Origin of the sequence: Anaerosacchariphilus hominis, from assembly GCF_014290175.1 — a bacterium.
Taxonomy (GTDB): Bacteria; Bacillota; Clostridia; order Lachnospirales; family Lachnospiraceae; genus Laedolimicola; species Laedolimicola hominis.
In genome coordinates this window covers 145,498-165,301 of record NZ_JACOOR010000005.1, presented here as the reverse complement: position 1 = coordinate 165,301, position 19,804 = coordinate 145,498, and the positions used below count along the sequence as shown (strand labels likewise).

Here is a 19,804-nt window from a genome sequence, read left to right as displayed (position 1 = left end):
ATATGAGGACGATAAAAGTTGTGGCAGCTGTAATAAAAGCTGTTAATGAAGATGGAGAACCGATTATTTTTGCTACACAACGTGGATATGGAGATTTCAAAGGGGGCTGGGAATTTCCTGGTGGAAAAATTGAATCTGGCGAGACACCGCAAGAAGCATTAAAACGTGAAATCCTGGAAGAACTTGACACAGAAATAGCCGTAGGTGATTTGATTGATACAATTGAGTTCGATTATCCGGACTTTCATCTTTCGATGGAATGCTTTTGGTGTGAAATCTGCAGGGGAGATCTTGTGTTGAAAGAACATGAAGCTGCGCGGTGGTTAAACAAAGAATCACTTTGCTGCGTAAATTGGCTTCCAGCAGATGTATTGTTGCTTGAAAAAGTGCAAATGAATCTATAGGTATGGTAGGAGTACTTCACAGCTGTCATTACGACGCAGCTTCAAAAAGTGAAAAGGGCATAATTCATGAGTTTGAAAAATGTTTTGATTATTGTGGACGATATCGAAGAGTCTATAAAATTTTATGAGGAACTGTTTGGACTGCGTGTGGTTACAAGACTGGAAGGCAATGTAATTATGTCTGAGGGACTGGTATTGCAGGACGCGGATGTATGGTACGACAGTACAAAACTACATACCGTACCATATAATAATAGGACGGAACTTTATTTTGTAGATCACGATATAGAGGGTATCATAAAGAAACTGGAGACTGGCCGAGAGGTTGTAACTTATGTTACAGAATTAATGGAGCTGGAGGGCGGACAGAAGCTTGTAAGATTTTATGATCCATCGGGAAATCTGATTGAGGTTCGAACACCTGTGGATTACAAAGAATGACAGAATTGAGGGCAAGGGATGCAGATATTTGTGGATGCAGATGCGTGTCCGGTAGTAGGCATTGTAGAGAAAATAGCAGAGAAATACAACATATCAACCACATTGCTGTGTGATACGAACCATGTGCTGATTTCTGATTATAGTGAAGTAATTGTTGTCGGAGCAGGAGCAGATGCCGTAGATTATAAGCTGATTAGCATTTGCCATAAGGGTGATGTTGTAGTATCGCAGGACTATGGGGTAGCTGCTATGGCTCTTGGAAAAGGTGCGTATGCTATTCACCAATCCGGTAAGTGGTATACGAACGAAAATATCGATCAGTTGCTTATGGAGCGGCACCTGAATAAGAAGGCAAGACGAAGTTCTCATAAGAATCATCTGAAAGGACCGAGAAAGCGTACAGAAGATGATGATATACGCTTTGCCCAGTCTTTTGAAAAACTTTTACGGATGATACAGAATGGAAGATAGAAAAGTGGAATAACCTTGATGGGGCTAATTTATCAGAGAAAATAAATCGTACTGGCCCAAATCAACTGGGAAAGGCACTTCACAGTCGGATTTATCATAAGATAAGATAAATCCGCCCGTGAGGTGCCTTTTTTGAAGACGTTTCCGCAACCATTAGAGGCAGAAGAGGAGCAGTATTACTTGCAGAGGCTAAAAGAGGGCGACGGGCACGCGCGCGATATTCTGGTGGAGCACAATCTGCGGCTGGTAGCCCATATTGTAAAGAAATATCAGGGCTCAGGCGAGGAGACCGAAGACCTGATATCCATCGGTACCATCGGCCTCATCAAGGCCGTAACCACATTTGACAACACCAAGGGGTCAAGACTTGCCACCTATGCGGCCCGGTGTGTGGAGAATGAACTCCTGATGTACTTTCGCTCCAAAAAGAAAACCGCCCGGGAAACCTCCTATTATGACCCCATAGGTACGGATAAAGAAGGAAACGAAATCCATCTGCTGGATATAATGGAAAGTGGGGAACGGGACGCCTTCAGCCGGTTCTGCCTGAAGGAAGACAGCAGAAAGCTTTACGCCCTGCTTGGCGAGGTGCTGACCGAGCGGGAGCGGACGGTGCTGATCATGCGGTATGGCCTTTATAATAGAAAGGAATACACCCAGAGGGAGATTGCTCAGATGCTCGGAATATCCCGTTCTTATATCAGTCGGATCGAAAAAACCGCCCTGCAGAAGCTACGGGAGCATTTTTTACAGGAATAGCTTGATTTATCCGGGAACTGCCGTTTATAATGGGAAAAGAGTGCGGGAGAGGAGGAGCCGGTCATGCTGAAAATAGGATTTTGCGATGATGATTTGAACGTGTTGAAAGAACTGCAGGTTCTGGTGGACCGGTATCGGGTGGAGAAAAACCGGGAGATCGAGTACGCGGCATTTCAGAGTTCGCTGGATCTGCTGGCAGAGCTGGAAAAGGGAGTTCGGTTTGATATTCTGTTTCTGGATGTGCTGATGCCGGGCCAGAACGGTATGGACGCAGCAAGAGAGATCCGGGACATTGATACGGCAGTCAAGATCATTTTTCTCACATCCTCGCCGGAGTACGCAGTGGAGTCCTACACTGTGGGCGCATACTTTTATCAGCTGAAGCCCATCTGGCAGGAGAGCTTTTACCGTCTGATGGATTCGGTGATAGCTGAATGCAAAAAGGCGGAGCAGAGAAGTCTTATCATGCGCTGTCGGGAGGGAATTTCGCGGATTGAGCTGGAGAAACTGATGTACTGCGAGGTTATGGGCCGGACGCTGCAGTTTTATATGGAAGACGGCCGGGTTCTGGAGAGCATGGGAAAGCTGGACGATCTGAAAGAACAGCTTTCCGTTTACGCGAACTTTCTGCGACCGCACCGTTCCTATCTGGTGAATATGGACTATATCCGGACCCTTTCCTCAAAAAGCATTCGGATGCAGAATCAGAAGGAGATTCCCATTCCCCATGGAAAATATTCCGATATCAAGAACCGGTATCTGGAGTATGTATTTGACAGAGAACAGGTGGTTCTGTAGGGAGTGACTGAAAACAGGAAGATTTACCGCAGATTTGGGGCGATTCATGTCGAATCGCCCCTTTTTTGCATAAACTCGGGTACACTGAAGTCAGCAAGCGGGGAAACCGCAAAAATCACACAAAGGAGAATTTGTTATGAAAAAGAAAGTATTAGCACTGATTTTAGGTACCATGATGGTGATGTCCCTGGCAGCCTGCGGAGGCTCTGACGACGCTGCAGAGACTGATACCACAGCTACGGAGGAGACCACGGAGACCGAGGACACGGAAGAGGTGGCTGATGACACGGAGGATACAGCAGAGGCTGAGACAGAGTTCGCAGAAGGCGATGACGGCCCTCTCTGGAGCATTGATATGATGACTGAGCCGGTAGAGGTAGCCGGTACGACCTGGAGCTTCACAGGCGGTTGCATTGATGGAAACGAGCTGACGGATGAAGAGATTGCAGCGTCTCTGGAGCAGTATGGCGGACAGCTTGATTTTGTATTCAACGAAGATGGCACTGCAAAAATGGTTCAGGGCGGCGGAGAATTGGATGGAACCTATGAGCAGGACAGCACAGGTTATGGTGTATACTTCGATAATAATGGTACAGAGCTGAAGTATTACTGTGCATTTGCACAGCAGGATGACGGCAGCGTTGTGATGATTGCTTTGTCCGATTCTACCGGATATAATGGACTGTACTTTATGCAGTAAAACGGAAATCAGAATCCAGGCGGATGCGGCGTAGGTCCGCAGCCGCCGTTTTTAATAACAGGGCATGGAAAGATATGAAAACAGGAATTATCATTCTTTTGCTGCTGATTTTGCTGGCGGTCTGGCTGATTTCAGAGCAGCGGAAGCTGAGCGCCCTAGACGAAAATGTCAAGAATGCTATGGGGCAGATCGGGATCCAGATTTCCTCTCGGTACGATGCGGTGGTAGCGTTGGTGGAGATGACCCGGCATTATGACAGGAATATGCGAGAACTGGTGAGCTGTGTACGGGAAAAAAGACGCACCATCACAGCGGAGACGGAACCGGAAGAGGCAGCAGAGCAGGATGCAGTGCTCACAAAAGTCTGGAAGGTACTTATGGAGACTGCAGAGCGATATCCGGCAGTACAGAACGAACAGAATTATGAAAAATATCGGGCCGCGGCAGAAAGCTATGAGCGGATGCTGCACACCAGCGGACTGATTTATAATGATACGGTATCCAGATACAATCAGGCCATCAGCCGATTCCCGGCGAATGTGGCTGCGGGGCTTCTGCGGTTTCCCAAAAGAGCTTATCTGGAAAGAAAAGGATAGGAGGAACATCATGGGATTATTTAGTAATCATAAAAAGGTATGTCCGATCTGCGGAAACCCGACTCCGCGTCTGCTTCCCACGAAGATAGAGGATATGCCTATCTGCAAGGAATGCGATAAGAAAATATATCTGCCGGACGGCGCAGTGAATCAGATGACATTAGATGCTTTTCGGAAATATCTGATCTTTTATGATGAGAACCTGATGTATCGGAATCAGTTTACGGAGACCTGGCGGTATGATTTTGGCTTCGGTGGAGGGAGCCTGCTTCTGGATACTGATCATAAGCTGCTTCGTATCCGGGACGATGAGAACGCGTTGGTATTCACGGCTGCCGAGATTAAGTCCTTCTGTATCAAGGAGGACAGTACCGCTATCTATGCCAGCGGCAAGTCAGCTCTCAAGTGTCATGAGAGTGATACGCCGGAGAAAGCCCGGGCCATGTCTCAGCTGATCGAACAGTTCATGATGCAGAGACAGGAGTTTGACTGGATGCTGCAGCGTCAGGAGATGCGGGAGAACCATCAGAGCAGGGGCAGCAGTGTCCTGCCACCTGTAGCGGGAACTAACAGCAATCGGCTGACTACGCTGGATCGGCCCACCTTTGATGCCAAGGCGCCGGTGCGCCGTTTTAAAGTGGATATCAAGTTCCAGCATCCTTATTGGGAAAAAGTGCACTGGGAGGTGGATGGCCCGTCCTTTGACCGGGATCAACCCAGTGTAGAAGAATATCTGGAAAAGTATGAGAAGAAAGAGAAGAAGTTTCATACTATGGCCAAGAAGCTGATGAAGCTGATGAATCCGTCGGCAAAGGAGGAATGGGTATGAAGAAAAAATGGATAGCCCTGTTTCTGTCCGGTGTTCTGGCGGCATCGCTGTGCGCCTGCGGTGGAGAGCAAGAAACGCAGACCGGTACTGCTGCGGCGGATGAAGCTGCCTGGTCCGTCTACTGGTATCTCTGCGGAAGCGATCTGGAGACCGGCGGAGGATTCGCCACCGGCGATTTGGCAGAGCTGATGGAGGTACAGCTTCCGGAGAATGTGAATGTGGTCATCGAGACCGGCGGAGCGAAGGAATGGCAAAATGATGTGGTGGATTCCTCCAAGCTGCAGCGCTGGATTTATAACAGCGAGGGCCTGAACCTGGTGGACGAGCAGCCTTCGGCCAGTATGGGAGAGGCAGAGACTTTGGCAGATTTCTTAAGTTTTGCCAAAGAGAATTATCCGGCGGAGAAAACAGCGGTGGTATTCTGGAATCACGGAGGCGGTTCCGTATCAGGAGCTTCCTTTGATGAATTATATGGGTATGATTCCCTGACTCTGGATGAGATGTACGCAGCGTTCTCCAGCGTATGGGCTCCTTCTGAAACAGCTCAGCCTCTGGAACTGGTGGGCTTTGACACCTGTCTGATGGCTACCGTGGATGTGGCCAATGCCTTTTCTGATCTGGCTCATTATCTGGTGGCTTCCGAAGAAACGGAGCCGGCCAACGGCTGGTATTATTCCCGGTGGATGGGAGCTCTGGCAGAGGATCCCTCCATGGACGGGGAAGAACTGGGTAAGGTGATCTGCGACGCTTATTATGCAGGTTGCGAGGAAGTGGGAACTCAGGATAATACGACCCTGTCCCTGACGGATCTGACCAAGGTAGGCCCTCTGTTGGATGCCTATGAGATTTTTGGCGCCGAGGCTCTGTCTGCAGCCTGCGAGGATCCGGCCTTTTTCTCCCAGTTTGCCCGGGCGGCGGTGCAGAGCGAAAATTATGGTGGCAATACCAAGGAGCAGGGGTATACAAACATGGTGGATCTGGGACATATGGCCCGACTGAGTTCCGGCATGCTGGGATCGGCCCAGGAGGTCCTGGACGCTCTGGATGACTGTGTACTCTATCAGGTGGGCGGCCAGTACCGGACAGAAGCCACCGGCCTTTCCTGTTATTATTCCTACAATGGCGATGTGGACGATTTCAACGGTTACGCAGGTGTGGGAGCAGGCACTGCCTTCAAATATTTTTACGCCTATGAACTGACCGGAGAGCTGGACGATTCCGGTATGGAGTATATCGCGGATCTGAATCTGGACCAGCTGCCCAAGGTGCAGAATCTCCTGTCTGTGGACTGGGACGGCAAGGCTCTGGATGTGAACGATGATGGAGTATCCTATCTGACACTGGGACCGGAGGCCAATGACATTCTGGCGGGAATCGGTTTTTCTCTCTATTATGTGGATGAGGAAAATGATCTGATGCTTTTACTTGGAACCGACAATGACATGGAGGCCGACTGGGACAACGGTGTCTTCTACGATAACTTCCGGGAAGTCTGGGGCAGCATCGACGGCAATTTGGCTTATATGGAGCTGAGTTACGAGAGTGAGGACTATAATCTCTATGCGGTGCCGGTGCTTATCAATGGCGATCCCTATAACCTGCAGGTAGTCTATGACTTCGAAACCGAGGGCTGGAGCATCCTGGGAGCCCGTCAGGGCATTGATGAGACCGGTATGGCAGACAAGGAGCTGCGGCTTCTGGAGGAGGGCGACGAACTTACCACCATCTGGTATATGGCCAGCGCCACCGGCGATGAGGATTTCGAGGCCTATACGGCGGAGACTTTCACAGTGACAGCGGATACGTCCTTTGATGAGATGGAGCTTCCTGACGGTTCCTACAGTATGGTATATGAGATGCGGGATGCCATGGACAACTATGCCTATTCCGATGCAGTTTTCTTCGACTGTGCCGGAGGCACGATTACCGCCACGGTTTATTAGGACAGAAGAGGAAAACAGAATAAGATACAGAGCGGCCGTGCCGCAGACCTTTCCGGGGTCTGCGGCACGGCCTTTTCTGTGAAGAATGATGAAAAGTATAAAAAAACCATAAAACAACTGATTTTTCCTGGAAAATGGAGTATGCTTTCCTTATCTTATGATATCATTTCATGATATCTCATTCCGGGATTCCCCGGGATTTTCCAAACGTGTTGAACAGAGAGAAGAGGAGGAATTTTTTTGTTCTGTAAGGTATTATCAGCGGGGCTTGGCGGCATGGATGCTTATCCGGTGCGGGTGGAGGCCGACGTGAGCGAGGGCATGCCGGGTTTTCAGATGGTGGGCTATCTGGCCTCGGAGGTACGGGAGGCAGCGGATCGGGTGCGGACAGCACTTCGGAATAACGGCTGTCCTCTGCCGCCCAAGCGGATTACAGTGAATCTGGCGCCTGCAGCTGTGAAAAAGGCCGGTTCCCGCTACGACCTGGCTGTGGCCGCCGCGGTATTGGGTGCCACGGAAAGGATTCCGACAGAAGGGCTGGCGAGGCTGATGATAGCAGGTGAACTGAGCCTGAGCGGTCAGGTGCTTGGGATCTCAGGAGTGCTGCCCCTGGTGGAGATGGCCAAAAGAAAGGGGATCCGGCGCTGTATCGTTCCGACTGTGAACGCGGGAGAGGGAGCGGTGCTGGATCAGATCGAGGTCATCGGTGTAGCGGATTTGCAGGAACTGATGGAGATTCTGCGCCATCCGGAGAAAGCCAGGGTCACATGGGTGGATCGGGAGAAACTATGGCGGGAAAAGAGAAGCATGAGCGCAGAAGGGGCCGATGATTTCTCTCAGATACACGGCCAGGCTGCTGTCCGACGGGCCGCGGAGGTGGCCGCGGCGGGTATGCACAACTTTCTGATGATCGGACCGTCCGGCTCCGGAAAGACCATGATCGCCAGACGAATCCCGGGTATCCTGCCGTCCTTAAGTCTGGAGGAATGCCTGGAGCTGACCAGAATCTACAGTGTGGCTGGACTTTTGCCGGAAAAGCAGGCACTTCTGACGGAACGACCCTTTCGGGCACCTCACCATACCACCACAGCGGAAGCTCTGGCCGGAGGAGGAAAGATCCCGAAGCCCGGTCAGATCTCCTTAAGTTCCGGCGGAATTTTGTTCCTTGACGAATTACCGGAGTTTCGCAGGACTGCCCTGGAGATTTTGCGTCAGCCGTTGGAGGAACAGAAAGTCTGTATTTCCCGGACAGCCGGAACCTATACCTTTCCGGCGGACTTTATGCTGGTGGCGGCTATGAATCCCTGCGCCTGCGGATATTTCCCGGATCGGAACCGGTGCCGGTGTACGCCCCGGGAGATTTTGCGGTATCTGGAAAAGATCTCGCAGCCCCTACTGGATCGCATTGATATCTGTGTGGAAGTGCCGAAGCTCTCCTGCCGGGAGCTTCAGGGAAGGGGAAGCAGTGAAAGTTCCGAGAACATCCGGAAGCGGGTGGAAGCTGCCCGTCAGATGCAAAAGGAACGTTGTGAGAAAAAGGGAATGGCGGATTGCGTCAATGCCAGGCTGGGGTTTGGAGATATGGAACGATACTGTGTACTGGAAGAAAAGGAGCGGAAACTTCTGGAGGATGCCTACGAACGGCTGAAGCTGAGCGCCCGGGGCTATCACAGGACTATCCGGGTGGCGCGGACCATCGCGGATCTGGAACAGTCGGAGCGGATCCGAGAGCCTCATATTCTGGAGGCTCTGGGATACCGGCCGCCCAACCGGAACGACTGGATGAGGGAGGTGTGAGTATGGAGGCTTACTGGCAGTGGCTTTGCAGCAGCCTGTTTTATGATCCGGGACTGGCGCATAGACTGGTAAAAATGTATGGGAGCCCGGGGGAGGTGTATCTGCGGAAGGAAGAGGAGCTTCAGAAAGCCTTTCCGGGAAAAGAAGGCTGTATCGCCTCCCTCTGTGGGAGCAGGGCATCCTGGAGCTTTGAATGGGAACAGGAGCGGTTAAAGAGACAGGACATCCGTTTTGTGAGCTTTGAGCATCCGGAGTATCCGAAGAAGCTTCGGAATCTTACGGATGCGCCCTGCGGCCTCTTTTTCAGGGGAGAGCTGCCGGAAGAGGAAAAACCGGCCGCAGCCCTGGTGGGAGCCCGGGACTGTACCGCCTATGGAAGTAACGGGGCCCGATGGTTCGCCAGGGAACTGGCCGGAGCCGGGGTGCAGATCATCAGCGGTATGGCAAGGGGCGTGGATGGAGCGGCTCATCGGGGAGCTCTGGAGGCGGGTGGCGCAAGCTTCGGGGTATTGGCCGGAGGTGTGGATATCTGTTATCCCGAGTCCAATCGGGATATCTATATGGAGCTGGAGCAGCGGGGAGGAATTCTGTCGGAGGCTCCGCCGGGTGTCCGGCCCCTGCGCCATTATTTTCCTCTGCGGAATCGTATATTAAGCGGGCTTTCGGATATGGTACTTATAATAGAAGCGCGGCAGAAAAGCGGCTCCCTGATTACCGCGGATTATGGTCTGGAGCAGGGAAAAGAGGTCTACGCCCTGCCGGGCCCGGTGGGAAGCGCCTTAAGCGAGGGCTGCAACCGGCTGATTCAGCAGGGGGCCGGAATCGCCCTTTCCCCGGAACAGTTGCTGGAAGAACTCCATATTTTACCGGGAATTCAGGGAAAGAAAAAGAAAAAAAATAAAATTTCGCTTGAAAGGTCTGAAAATTTGGTGTATAGTTGTCTACGTTTACAGGCCCAAAATCTGGAGACGATCTGCGGGGAGACAGGTCTGGCTCCCGGAGAGGTACTCCGTGTACTGTCGGGACTTCAGATAAAGGGGCATGCGAAAGAAGTATATAAGAATTATTATACCCGGACTTGAGAAAAGATCCGGGCAGTGGAATTTTAAAGAAAGAGGAAGCAGATATGGCAAAGAATCTGGTTATCGTGGAGTCTCCGGCAAAGGTAAAGACCATTAAAAAGTTCCTGGGTTCCAACTACGAGGTAATGGCGTCCCAGGGACATGTGCGGGATATGCCGAAAAGTCAGCTGGGTTTTGACGCGGAGCACGACTACGAGCCCAAATATATTACCATTCGCGGCAAGGGAGATATTCTGGCCAAGCTGAGAAAGGAAGCGAAGAAAGCGGACAAAGTCTATCTCGCAACCGACCCTGACCGGGAAGGAGAGGCGATTTCCTGGCATCTGTCCCAGGCGCTGAATCTGGACCCAAAGAAAATGTACCGGATCACCTTTAACGAGATTACCAAGAGCGCGGTGAAAGAGTCCCTGAAGAACGCCCGGGAGATCGATATGGATCTGGTGAATGCCCAGCAGGCCCGCCGGATGCTGGATCGTATGGTGGGATACCGGATCAGCCCTATTCTCTGGGCGAAGGTAAAGAGAGGCTTAAGCGCCGGACGGGTACAGTCCGTGGCTCTGCGTCTCATTGCGGATCGGGAGGAAGAGATCAATGCTTTTGTTCCGGAGGAGTACTGGACTCTGGATGCGGACTTCCTCACAGAGGGAAGCAAGAAACCTCTGCAGGCACATTTTTACGGAACTAAAAGCAAAAAGCTGACCATCAAATCCAAAGAGGAGATGGAGCAGATCCAGAAAGCGCTGGAGGGAGTATCCTACAAAGTTACCGAGGTGAAGACAGGAGAGAGAGTCAAAAAGGCTCCCTTGCCCTTTACCACCAGTACGCTGCAGCAGGAGGCTTCCAAGACTCTGAACTTCTCCACCCAGAAGACCATGAGCGTGGCACAGCAGCTGTATGAGGGCGTGGATATCAAGGGAAGCGGCACGGTGGGTGTCATTTCCTACCTGCGTACGGACTCCACCCGTGTATCGGAGGAGGCGGCAAAGGCGGCCCACGACTATATCGCTTCTACTTACGGAGAGAACTATGTGTCTGCGGGACAGAACCAGAAGAACAGCGGAAAGAAGATTCAGGACGCCCATGAGGCGATTCGTCCCACGGACCTGTCCAGGACGCCGGCAGCCCTGAAGGATTCCCTGACCAGAGAACAGTTCCGGCTTTATCAGCTGATCTGGAAGCGGTTCGCGGCCAGCCAGATGGCTGACGCGGTCTATGAAACCTCATCCGTGAAGATCGACGGAGGAGATTACCGGTTTACCATGTCCGCCTCCCGGGTGACCTTTGACGGATTTATGTCGGTCTATGTGCAGGAGGATGAAAAAGAGGGTGACAGCAGACTGTTAAAGGGACTGAGTACCGATACGGTCCTGAAACTGAAGGAGTTCGAGAGCAAGCAGCACTTTACCCAGCCCCCGGCCCATTATACCGAGGCAGCGCTGGTGAAGACCCTGGAGGAACTGGGTATCGGACGCCCCAGTACCTACGCGCCTACGATCACTACCATCATTGCCCGGCGCTATGTGTCCAAGGAGAGCAAGAATCTCTACCTGACCGAGCTGGGAGAGGTGGTCAACAATATGATGAAAAAGGCCTTTCCGAGTATCGTGGCCACAGACTTTACCGCGAATATGGAAGGATTGCTGGACTGCGTGGAGGAGGGAACCGTCAACTGGAAGACCGTGGTGGAGAACTTCTATCCGGATTTGGAAAAAGCAGTGGAGGCTGCCCAGAAGGAACTGGAGCAGGTGAAGATTGAGGACGAGGTCACGGACGTGGTCTGCGAGGAATGCGGACGGCACATGGTGATCAAGTATGGTCCCCACGGACGTTTCCTGGCCTGCCCGGGTTTCCCGGAGTGCCGCAATACCAAGCCTTATCTGGAGAAGATCGGCGTGCCCTGCCCCAAGTGCGGCAAGGATGTTGTTCTCCGCAGAACCAAGAAGGGCCGGAAGTACTACGGCTGTGAGAATAATCCGGAGTGCGATTTCATGTCCTGGCAGAAGCCGTCCGCACAGAAGTGCCCGTCCTGCGGAAGCTACATGGTGGAAAAGGGAAATAAGCTGGTCTGCGCCAATGAGACCTGCGGTTATGTGATGCCGAAAAAGAAGGATGAATAGCAGCGCATGCCGTCTGTCCGGATGTTGACAAAATATTCAGAATTTTTCAGAAAATAGGATTGAAAAATGTGAAATCTTGTGCTACGATGAAGGACAGAGAGATACAACGGAGGGAATAGAGTGAGCGTACAATTATTAGATAAAACAAGAAAGATTAACAAGCTGCTGCATAACAACAGCTCCAGCAAAGTGGTATTCAATGACATCTGTGAGGTATTGACCGAAATCTTAAATTCAAATATCCTGGTAATCAGTAAGAAGGGAAAGGTTCTGGGAATCAGTCACTGTGAAGGTGTCGAGGAGATCCATGAGCTGATTGTGGATGAAGTGGGCGCTCACATTGATGAAGCGCTGAACGAGCGGCTCTTAAGCATCCTTTCCACCAAGGAGAATGTGAATCTGCAGACTCTTGGCTTTGTATCGGAGAATGTCCGGGATTATCAGGCGATCATTACTCCTATTGATATCGCGGGCGAGCGTCTGGGAACCCTGTTCCTGTACAAGTATAAGGAACAGTACGATATCGACGATATCATACTGAGCGAGTACGGAACCACGGTGGTAGGCCTGGAGATGATGCGTTCTGTCAATGAAGAGAACGAAGAAGAAAAGCGCAAGGTGCAGATTGTGAAGTCTGCCATCGGAACTCTGTCCTTCTCCGAGCTGGAAGCCATCACCCATATCTTCGATGAACTGAAGGGCAACGAGGGCATTCTGGTGGCCAGCCGGATCGCCGACAGTGTGGGCATCACCCGTTCTGTTATTGTCAACGCCCTCCGGAAGTTTGAGAGCGCAGGCGTCATCGAGTCCCGGTCCTCGGGAATGAAGGGAACCTATATCAAGGTAGTGAACGATGTGGTATTTGATGAGCTGGCGAAGCTGAAGAAAGAGTCCAAATAATTTACAAAGGGAAATTACAGTGCAGAAAAAGGCGAAAAGCGTCAGATTTCTGCACTGTTTTTATGTGCCAGGAAAGATGTCGTTTTTGCGACCTGTAGCAGGCGAAGAAGCCTACATTGCAGGACTTTTTCCCATTTTCTAAAAAATCCATAAAATCCAAAAAAGCGGTTGACAAAGTTTCGGGAAAGCATTAATATAATAACCGTAAGTTAGCACTCGTAGTGAGTGAGTGCTAATAATAAAAAGGATAAGAACAAGATCCAAGGAGGAATAGAAATGAAATTAGTACCGTTGGGAGACAGAGTTGTACTGAAGCAGTTTGAAGCAGAGGAGACTACCGCATCCGGAATTATTCTGGCAAGCAAGTCCCAGGAGAAGCCCCAGCAGGCTGAGGTCGTAGCAGTAGGTCCTGGTGGAATGGTAGATGGAAAAGAAGTTACCATGCACGTAAAGGTGGGCGACAAGGTAATCTATTCCAAGTATGCCGGAAATGAAGTAAAGCTCGGCGACGAAGAATATATGATTGTAAAGCAGAATGACATTCTTGCGATTGTAGAATAAGAATAATAATTATTTTTGAGAAAGAAACTGGAGGAATTAAAAATGGCTAAGGAAATCAAATATGGCGTAGACGCCAGAAAAGCACTGGAAGCCGGTGTAGATAAGCTTGCAAATACCGTAAGAGTAACCATCGGACCGAAGGGAAGAAACGTAGTACTGGATAAGCAGTACGGCGCGCCCCTCATTACCAACGATGGTGTTACCATTGCAAAAGAGATCGAGCTTGAGGATCCGTTTGAGAACATGGGTGCCCAGCTGGTAAGAGAAGTAGCGACCAAGACCAATGATGTAGCTGGTGACGGTACAACTACAGCAACAGTTCTGGCACAGGCTATGATTCATGAAGGTATGAAGAATCTGGCAGCAGGAGCGAACCCGATCGTTTTGAGAAAGGGTATGAAGAAGGCGACAGACGCCGCAGTAGAGGCTATTAAGGAGATGAGCAGCCCGGTAACCGGAAAGCATCAGATCGCAAGAGTAGCAGCTGTTTCTTCCGGAAATGAGGAAGTTGGCAACATGGTTGCAGACGCTATGGAGAAGGTTACCAACGACGGCGTTATCACTATTGAGGAGTCCAAGACCATGAAGACCGAGCTGGATCTGGTAGAAGGTATGCAGTTCGACAGAGGATATATTTCCGCTTACATGGCAACAGACATGGAAAAGATGGAAGCAAATCTGGATAATCCGTATATCCTGATTACAGATAAGAAGATTTCCACAACTCAGGAGATTCTTCCGCTGCTGGAGCAGATCGTACAGTGCGGCAGAAAGCTTCTGATTATCGCAGAGGATATCGAGGGCGAGGCTCTGACTACTCTGGTTATGAATAAGCTGCGTGGAACCTTCACGGTAGTTGGTGTAAAGGCACCGGGCTATGGCGACAGAAGAAAAGAGATGCTGCGTGATATCGCAATCCTGACAGGCGCAAACGTCATCTCCGAGGAGCTGGGACGTGAGTTGAAGGATGCGAAGCTTGAAGATCTGGGTACTGCAAAGTCTGTGAAGATTCAGAAAGAGAACACCATCATCGCAGAGGGCGCAGGCTCCAAGGAAGATATCCAGCAGCGTATCGCTCAGATTCGCGCGCAGATCGAAGAGACCAAGTCTGATTTCGACCGTGAGAAGCTGCAGGAGAGACTTGCCAAGCTGGCAGGCGGCGTAGCGGTTATCCGTGTAGGCGCTGCAACCGAGACAGAGATGAAGGAAGCAAAGCTTCGTATGGAGGATGCTCTGGCAGCCACTAAGGCGGCTGTAGAGGAAGGTATCATTGCAGGCGGCGGATCCGCATATATCCACGCAACCAAGCAGGTAGCGAAGCTGCTTGATACCACAGAGGGCGATGAGAAGACCGGTGTAAAGGTTATCCTGAAGGCACTGGAGGCTCCGCTGTTCCATATCTCTGCCAATGCAGGACTGGAAGGCGCAGTTATCATCAACAAGGTAAGAGAGAGCGATCCGGGAGTCGGTTTTGACGCACTGAATGAAGAGTATGTGAACATGGTAGACGCAGGTATTCTTGACCCCGCAAAGGTAACAAGAAGTGCTCTGCAGAACGCAACCAGCGTAGCATCTACGTTCCTTACCACAGAGAGCTGTGTAGCAAACATTAAGGAAGAAACACCCGCAATGCCCGCAGGCGGCGGCATGGGCGGAATGATGTAACACATCAGCAGGAAACCAAGCGACCGGCATAGCTGGGCATTTGGTTTCATCTGATGTGTTAATGAGAAAACCACGTAAGTGGTTTTCGAATATAAGTCCAAGGAAGAAAAACAGGCACCCCGCGGTAGCATTTAACCTGCCGCGGGGTATTTGCTTTTTGACTTGGGCCTAGCCCCTTCCCGTGACATTCCTCTTCCCATGCTATATCCTAAATAAAACTTCCTAAAAAATCCCAAAGAAAAGGAGTATTCCCATGATAAATAAACTGGCAGTCCTGTTCCCGGGTATCGGTTATCATTGCGATAAGCCGCTACTTTATTATAGTAGAAAGCTGGTACGGGAAATGGATTATGAAATTCGGGAGATTCACTATGGTTCCCTGCCCTCCGGAGTAAAGGGCGATGGGACGAAAATGCGTCAGGCCTTTATACAGGCCCTGGAAGATGTAACGGAACAACTGAGTAATGTGCCATGGAGCAGTTACAATGATATTGTATTCATTTCCAAGAGCCTTGGAACGGCGGTTGCCGCAGCATATGCAAAGCAAAATGCTATTCCTGCCAGACAAATCTATTATACGCCGGTGGAGGCATCTTTTGAAGCGATCGGTACCATGGGAATTGTGTTTCATGGAACCGGGGATTCCTGGGCAGATACGAAAGTTATCTGTCAAAAATGCAAGGATAGGGGGATTAAGTTGTATCTGACAGAAGGAGCTAACCATTCTATGGAAACGGGAGACACCATAAAAGATTTGGAAAATATTAGGAATATCATGACACAGACAAAAAAGTATCTGCTGGAAATGTAATATATAAATATATAAAAGGAAAGAAGAATGGATGCTTGCATCCTAAAAAGAAGCATGGTATACTCTTGTAGAAAACTGAACAACAAGCAAATGGGGTGCTGGCGGAAGCTGGCTGAGATTTGGACTGAACCTGTCCATGACCCGATGAACCTGTTGGATAATGCCATTGTAGGGAGTAGATTTGTAAATGATATGCGATAAATCCGCCCGGCGAAAACCGGGTGTTTTTATTTGCGAAAAACCTCTTGCGGCACAGTTTAAAACTTACTATTAGGAGGAAATGTAACATGACAACAAAGAAATGGGAATTGAAGGACATCATTATGATGGCGATTCTGGGAGTTGTATTTTCAGCGATTTATCTGGTGATCTTCGACGGAGGCGTAGTACTTTCCACCGTCCTTGCCCCCACCGGACTTTCCAACTTTGCCTTTGAAATCATTTACGGCGTATGGTTCATGGCTGCCACTCTGGCTGCCTACATTATCCGCAAGCCGGGCGTAGCGCTGGTAACCGAGGTGCTGGCTTCTGTGGTAGAACTGTTGATGGGTAACTCCGGAGGCGTGACCGTGGTACTGACCGGACTGATTCAGGGTGCCGGAGCCGAGCTTGCCTTCGCTCTGTTCCGTTATAAAAAGTGGGATCTGGCAAGCATGTCCCTGGCAAGTGTATTTTCCGCTACCTTTATTTTCTGCTATGAGCTCTACTATCTGAACTATATCGCACTGGATCCGAGTCTTCTCATCGCCCAGCTGGCAGTCCGTTTCGTGAGCGCCATCGTATTCTCCGGCGTCATCTGCAAGCTGGCAGGCGACGGCCTGGCTAAGACCGGTGTGGTAAAGAGTTATGCCATCGGAGCGAAAGCGAAGACCGGCAAGGTATATGATGAGGAGGACTAAAGATGGATAAGTTAAAGGTTGTTCTGGACTGGTTCCCGAATACTAATCACACAGGTTACCTGCTGGCCCAGAAGCGCGGCTGGTTCAAAGAGGCAGATTTAGATGTGGAGATCTTCGGTGAGGTACACGGTGAGATGGAGCTTCACGGCGCGGATTTTGTCTGCGGACCGGAGATCGCCATGCTGGAGTGCCGGGAGCGGGGCATCAACCTGACCGGTATCGCGGTCATGACTCAGAAATGTGATTCCGGCATCGTGTCCCTGAAAGAAGCAGGTATTACCCGTCCCAGAGAGCTGGAGGGCAAGCGCCTGACCCACTGGACTCCGGCCTGGTTCCATGCAGCAATTCGCCGCGTGGTAGAAGCTGACGGCGGCGATTACGATAAGATTAACCTGGTGAATCTGGATGTGGGAGATATCGTAGCCACATTGGGAAATGTGGCAGACGCCACCTGGGTATACGAGAACTGGGAGAATCAGGTGCTTCTGGAGGCAGGAAAAGAGATCAACTACTTTAACCTGGGCGACGTGGATCCCATCTTTGATTTTTGCGCGCCGGCCATGGCAGCTTCCGAGAAAGTCCTTCGTGATAAGCCGGACGCAGTGCGTCGTTTCCTGAAGGTTCTGGATCGGGCATACCGAGAGGTGGCAGCCCATCCGGAGAAGACTGTGATGGAAGTGCGCGACATGTTGCCTGCAGACGCTACCGAGTCTCTGCTGATCCGCAGCCAGAAGCATCTGGCTCCGATCCTGCTTGACAAGGAAGGACGCTGGGGCAGAATCAGCGACGAGAGATGGAACCGGATGGCAGACTTCCTGGTGGAGTGCGGCGTGATTTCCGGAAGAACCGAAAGAGAATTTACCAACGAGTATTTTGAAGCATGAGTATCCGAATTGAACATCTGAAATTTACCTATTTTGAGGATAGAAAGGATATCCTCTGCGATTTGAGCGCGGAATTTGATGCCGGTGAGATTACCATTCTCACCGGCTCTTCCGGGTGTGGAAAATCTACCCTGCTTTACCTGGCAGCTGGCATCTATCCTCACAGCGCCGGGATCCGGCGCTCCGGTACGGTCAGCGTAGAGGGAGTCCGTCCGGACAGTCTGACGCCCTCGAAGCGCTGTCATCTGGTGGGGATGATGTTTCAGAACCCGGAGCTGCAGTTCTGCATGGATACGGTGGAGCACGAGCTTTTGTTCTGCCTGGAGAATCTCTGTACACCCCGGGAGAAAATGATGACTCAGGTGGAGGAGGCCCTGGCCTTTTGTGAAATTTCCCATTTGAAGAAACGAACCCTTCACAGTCTGTCCGGCGGCGAACGCCAGAAGGTCATGCTGGCCTGCATGACCCTGCTGTCTCCCAAGTGGCTTCTGCTGGACGAGCCTTTCGCCAATATTGACGACGCTTCGGCTCGGATGATTGCCGGAAAATTAAAGGAGCTGAACCGAACGAAGGGTATCGGTATTCTGGCGGTGGACCACCGGCTGGAGAACTGGCTGGGCATCGCCGATCAGGTGCGGGTCATGGAAAATGGTGTGTTGCGGCCGGAGGTCATGGATGTGAGCACTCTGGACGGAGCACTGTTAAAGGAGCTTGGTGTCATCGTGCCGGGAGAGGCATACGAACCGGAGCTGCCTGCGGCGAAGCCCGGTGAAGTAGTGCTAAAGCTTCGGCATCTGGCAGTGAAGCATGAAAATAATCCCATTTTTACGGATGTGAACGCAGACTTCCGTTCCGGCTGCATCTACGCCATCGTGGGTGAGAGCGGCTGTGGAAAGAGCAGCCTCTTTGGAGCTCTGTCCGGTCTGTATTCCTATGGAGGCCAGGCCCTTCTGGAAAACCGGGAGCTTCGGAAGCTCCGGAAAAAGGAGCTGGGAAAGGTTGGCTTTGTGACTCAGAATCCCCAGGATCAGTTTGTGAGTGATACGGTACGGGAGGAAATTCTGGTGGGGCTGAAGGGACAGCCGGATGCGGAAGCAAAGACGGAAGAAATTCTTCGGGGGATTAAGCTCTGGCGTTACCGGGATATTTCCCCTTATATGCTGAGTCAGGGACAGCAGCGTCGTCTGGGCGTGGCGGCCCTGATGGCCTATCCCTGTAAGGCGTTGGTCTGCGATGAACCCACTTACGCTCAGGATCGAAACAATACGGCGGCTATCATGGACGCCCTGTGCCGGCAGGCCAGAGAGCACGGCGTAGCTCTGATTTTTTCCACTCATGACCGGCAGTTGGCGAAGGATTATGCGGATCAGATCCTGGAACTGAAGGGAGGTGGCTTATGCGTACGTTGAATCCGGCCATGAAGTTTGTGACGCTTCTGTGCGTGACCTTTGTACTGGCTTTCCGATACAATCCGGTGCTGAACCTGGCGGTGTTCGCTCTCTGTATGGCTGCGCTGCTGATCTCCAGGGTGAAGCCGAAAACTCTGGGACTGCTGATGCTGCCTATTCTTTTGGCGGCTGTGGGTATGTTCTTTACGGGCTATCGGTTTTCGGCGGATGCCTCCATGCCTGTGGCGGCTGCGGACTTTCTGGTCAGCAATTCCCAGGTGTGGAACGGCGTCGCCCAGGCCAGCCGGGTACTGGCCTATGCAGGTGTGGGTTTTTTGTTTACTCTGACCACGGATCGGATTTTGATGGTCAAGTCCTTTGAAAAGCAGTTCCATCTGCCCCAGGTCTGGGCCTACGGTCTTCTGGCGGCATGGGGCGTTTTCCCACAGGCAGTGCAGGAGTATAAAAGGACCCGGGCGGCCTTTCGGGCCAGAGGGCTCTCCGTTTTTCCGGTATCTCCGGCGTTGATGAAACCACTGCTGGTAAAGTCTGTGCGTTGGTCCGAGGAACTCGCCATTGCCATGGAGTCCAAGGGCTTTTCGGGTGAAGAGAAACGGACAGAATATATGGAAGTGCGGGTGCATGCCAGAGACTGGCTGTTTCTGATTTTCTGTGTGGCTCTGGTCTGTGTCTTTTCCATATAAACAGCCAGTGAAACCATGGCCTGTGCGTCTCTGGAAGACGAATGTATAGAAAACA

At 51.1% G+C, this 19,804-nt stretch carries 20 protein-coding genes; all 20 read left to right on the top strand.

Features of this window, described 5'->3' with window-relative positions:
• Nucleotides 1-2 precede the first annotated feature (2 nt).
• The 20 genes from H8S44_RS10070 (at nt 3) to H8S44_RS09975 (ending at nt 19,749) form a co-directional block, all read left to right on the top strand.
• The gene (locus H8S44_RS10070) at nt 3-404 is read left to right on the top strand and encodes a (deoxy)nucleoside triphosphate pyrophosphohydrolase (RefSeq protein ID WP_186873563.1); all 402 of its coding nucleotides are present in this window, start codon (nt 3-5) and stop codon (nt 402-404) included.
• A gap of 66 nt (nt 405-470) precedes the next feature.
• Nucleotides 471-845: a VOC family protein gene (locus H8S44_RS10065; protein ID WP_186873562.1), complete on the top strand. Its 375-nt coding sequence runs from the start codon at nt 471-473 to the stop codon at nt 843-845.
• A gap of 18 nt (nt 846-863) precedes the next feature.
• The gene (locus H8S44_RS10060; RefSeq protein WP_186873561.1) at nt 864-1,316 is read left to right on the top strand and encodes a YaiI/YqxD family protein; all 453 of its coding nucleotides are present in this window, start codon (nt 864-866) and stop codon (nt 1,314-1,316) included.
• A gap of 132 nt (nt 1,317-1,448) precedes the next feature.
• On the top strand, nt 1,449-2,075 hold the full coding sequence (gene sigK, locus H8S44_RS10055) for an RNA polymerase sporulation sigma factor SigK (protein ID WP_186873560.1): 627 nt from the start codon (nt 1,449-1,451) through the stop codon (nt 2,073-2,075).
• A 63-nt stretch (nt 2,076-2,138) separates the two neighbouring features.
• Nucleotides 2,139-2,873 (top strand): LytR/AlgR family response regulator transcription factor, encoded by a 735-nt coding sequence (locus H8S44_RS10050; protein WP_186873559.1) that lies wholly within the window; start codon nt 2,139-2,141, stop codon nt 2,871-2,873.
• Nucleotides 2,874-3,009: 136 nt separating this feature from the next.
• Nucleotides 3,010-3,573, top strand: a complete 564-nt coding sequence (locus H8S44_RS16430) for an isomerase (RefSeq protein ID WP_243167551.1) — start codon at nt 3,010-3,012, stop codon at nt 3,571-3,573.
• 74 nt (nt 3,574-3,647) lie between these two features.
• A complete protein-coding gene (locus tag H8S44_RS10040) occupies nt 3,648-4,169 on the top strand; it encodes a LemA family protein (RefSeq protein WP_186873558.1) in 522 nt (173 codons plus the stop codon).
• A 10-nt stretch (nt 4,170-4,179) separates the two neighbouring features.
• Nucleotides 4,180-4,998: a DUF4428 domain-containing protein gene (locus tag H8S44_RS10035; protein ID WP_186873557.1), complete on the top strand. Its 819-nt coding sequence runs from the start codon at nt 4,180-4,182 to the stop codon at nt 4,996-4,998.
• On the top strand, nt 4,995-6,941 hold the full coding sequence (locus tag H8S44_RS10030) for a clostripain-related cysteine peptidase (protein WP_186873556.1): 1,947 nt from the start codon (nt 4,995-4,997) through the stop codon (nt 6,939-6,941). Before H8S44_RS10035 ends, H8S44_RS10030 begins: the two co-directional genes overlap by 4 nt.
• Nucleotides 6,942-7,181: 240 nt before the next feature.
• Nucleotides 7,182-8,738 (top strand): YifB family Mg chelatase-like AAA ATPase, encoded by a 1,557-nt coding sequence (locus H8S44_RS10025; protein ID WP_186873555.1) that lies wholly within the window; start codon nt 7,182-7,184, stop codon nt 8,736-8,738.
• A 2-nt stretch (nt 8,739-8,740) separates the two neighbouring features.
• Nucleotides 8,741-9,820, top strand: a complete 1,080-nt coding sequence (gene dprA, locus H8S44_RS10020; protein WP_186873554.1) for a DNA-processing protein DprA — start codon at nt 8,741-8,743, stop codon at nt 9,818-9,820.
• A gap of 44 nt (nt 9,821-9,864) precedes the next feature.
• Complete coding sequence (topA, locus tag H8S44_RS10015; RefSeq protein WP_186873553.1) at nt 9,865-11,937, top strand: type I DNA topoisomerase; 2,073 nt, start codon at nt 9,865-9,867, stop codon at nt 11,935-11,937.
• 120 nt (nt 11,938-12,057) lie between these two features.
• Nucleotides 12,058-12,837 carry a GTP-sensing pleiotropic transcriptional regulator CodY gene (codY, locus tag H8S44_RS10010; protein ID WP_186873552.1) on the top strand — a complete coding sequence of 260 codons (780 nt, stop codon included), beginning with the start codon at nt 12,058-12,060 and terminating at the stop codon, nt 12,835-12,837.
• Nucleotides 12,838-13,113: 276 nt separating this feature from the next.
• Nucleotides 13,114-13,398, top strand: coding sequence for a co-chaperone GroES (locus tag H8S44_RS10005; RefSeq protein ID WP_178039274.1), 285 nt, complete (start codon nt 13,114-13,116; stop codon nt 13,396-13,398).
• A 42-nt stretch (nt 13,399-13,440) separates the two neighbouring features.
• Nucleotides 13,441-15,063: a chaperonin GroEL gene (gene groL / locus H8S44_RS10000; RefSeq protein WP_186873551.1), complete on the top strand. Its 1,623-nt coding sequence runs from the start codon at nt 13,441-13,443 to the stop codon at nt 15,061-15,063.
• Between the two features lie 253 nt (nt 15,064-15,316).
• Nucleotides 15,317-15,874, top strand: coding sequence for an alpha/beta hydrolase (locus H8S44_RS09995; RefSeq protein ID WP_186873550.1), 558 nt, complete (start codon nt 15,317-15,319; stop codon nt 15,872-15,874).
• Between the two features lie 287 nt (nt 15,875-16,161).
• Nucleotides 16,162-16,773: an ECF transporter S component gene (locus tag H8S44_RS09990; RefSeq protein ID WP_186873549.1), complete on the top strand. Its 612-nt coding sequence runs from the start codon at nt 16,162-16,164 to the stop codon at nt 16,771-16,773.
• Nucleotides 16,774-16,775: 2 nt separating this feature from the next.
• Entirely contained in the window at nt 16,776-17,657 is an 882-nt protein-coding gene (locus tag H8S44_RS09985; RefSeq protein WP_186873548.1) for an ABC transporter substrate-binding protein, read from the top strand.
• Entirely contained in the window at nt 17,654-19,066 is a 1,413-nt protein-coding gene (locus tag H8S44_RS09980) for an ABC transporter ATP-binding protein (protein ID WP_186873547.1), read from the top strand. Before H8S44_RS09985 ends, H8S44_RS09980 begins: the two co-directional genes overlap by 4 nt.
• A complete protein-coding gene (locus H8S44_RS09975; protein WP_186873546.1) occupies nt 19,054-19,749 on the top strand; it encodes an energy-coupling factor transporter transmembrane component T family protein in 696 nt (231 codons plus the stop codon). Before H8S44_RS09980 ends, H8S44_RS09975 begins: the two co-directional genes overlap by 13 nt.
• Nucleotides 19,750-19,804 lie beyond the last annotated feature (55 nt).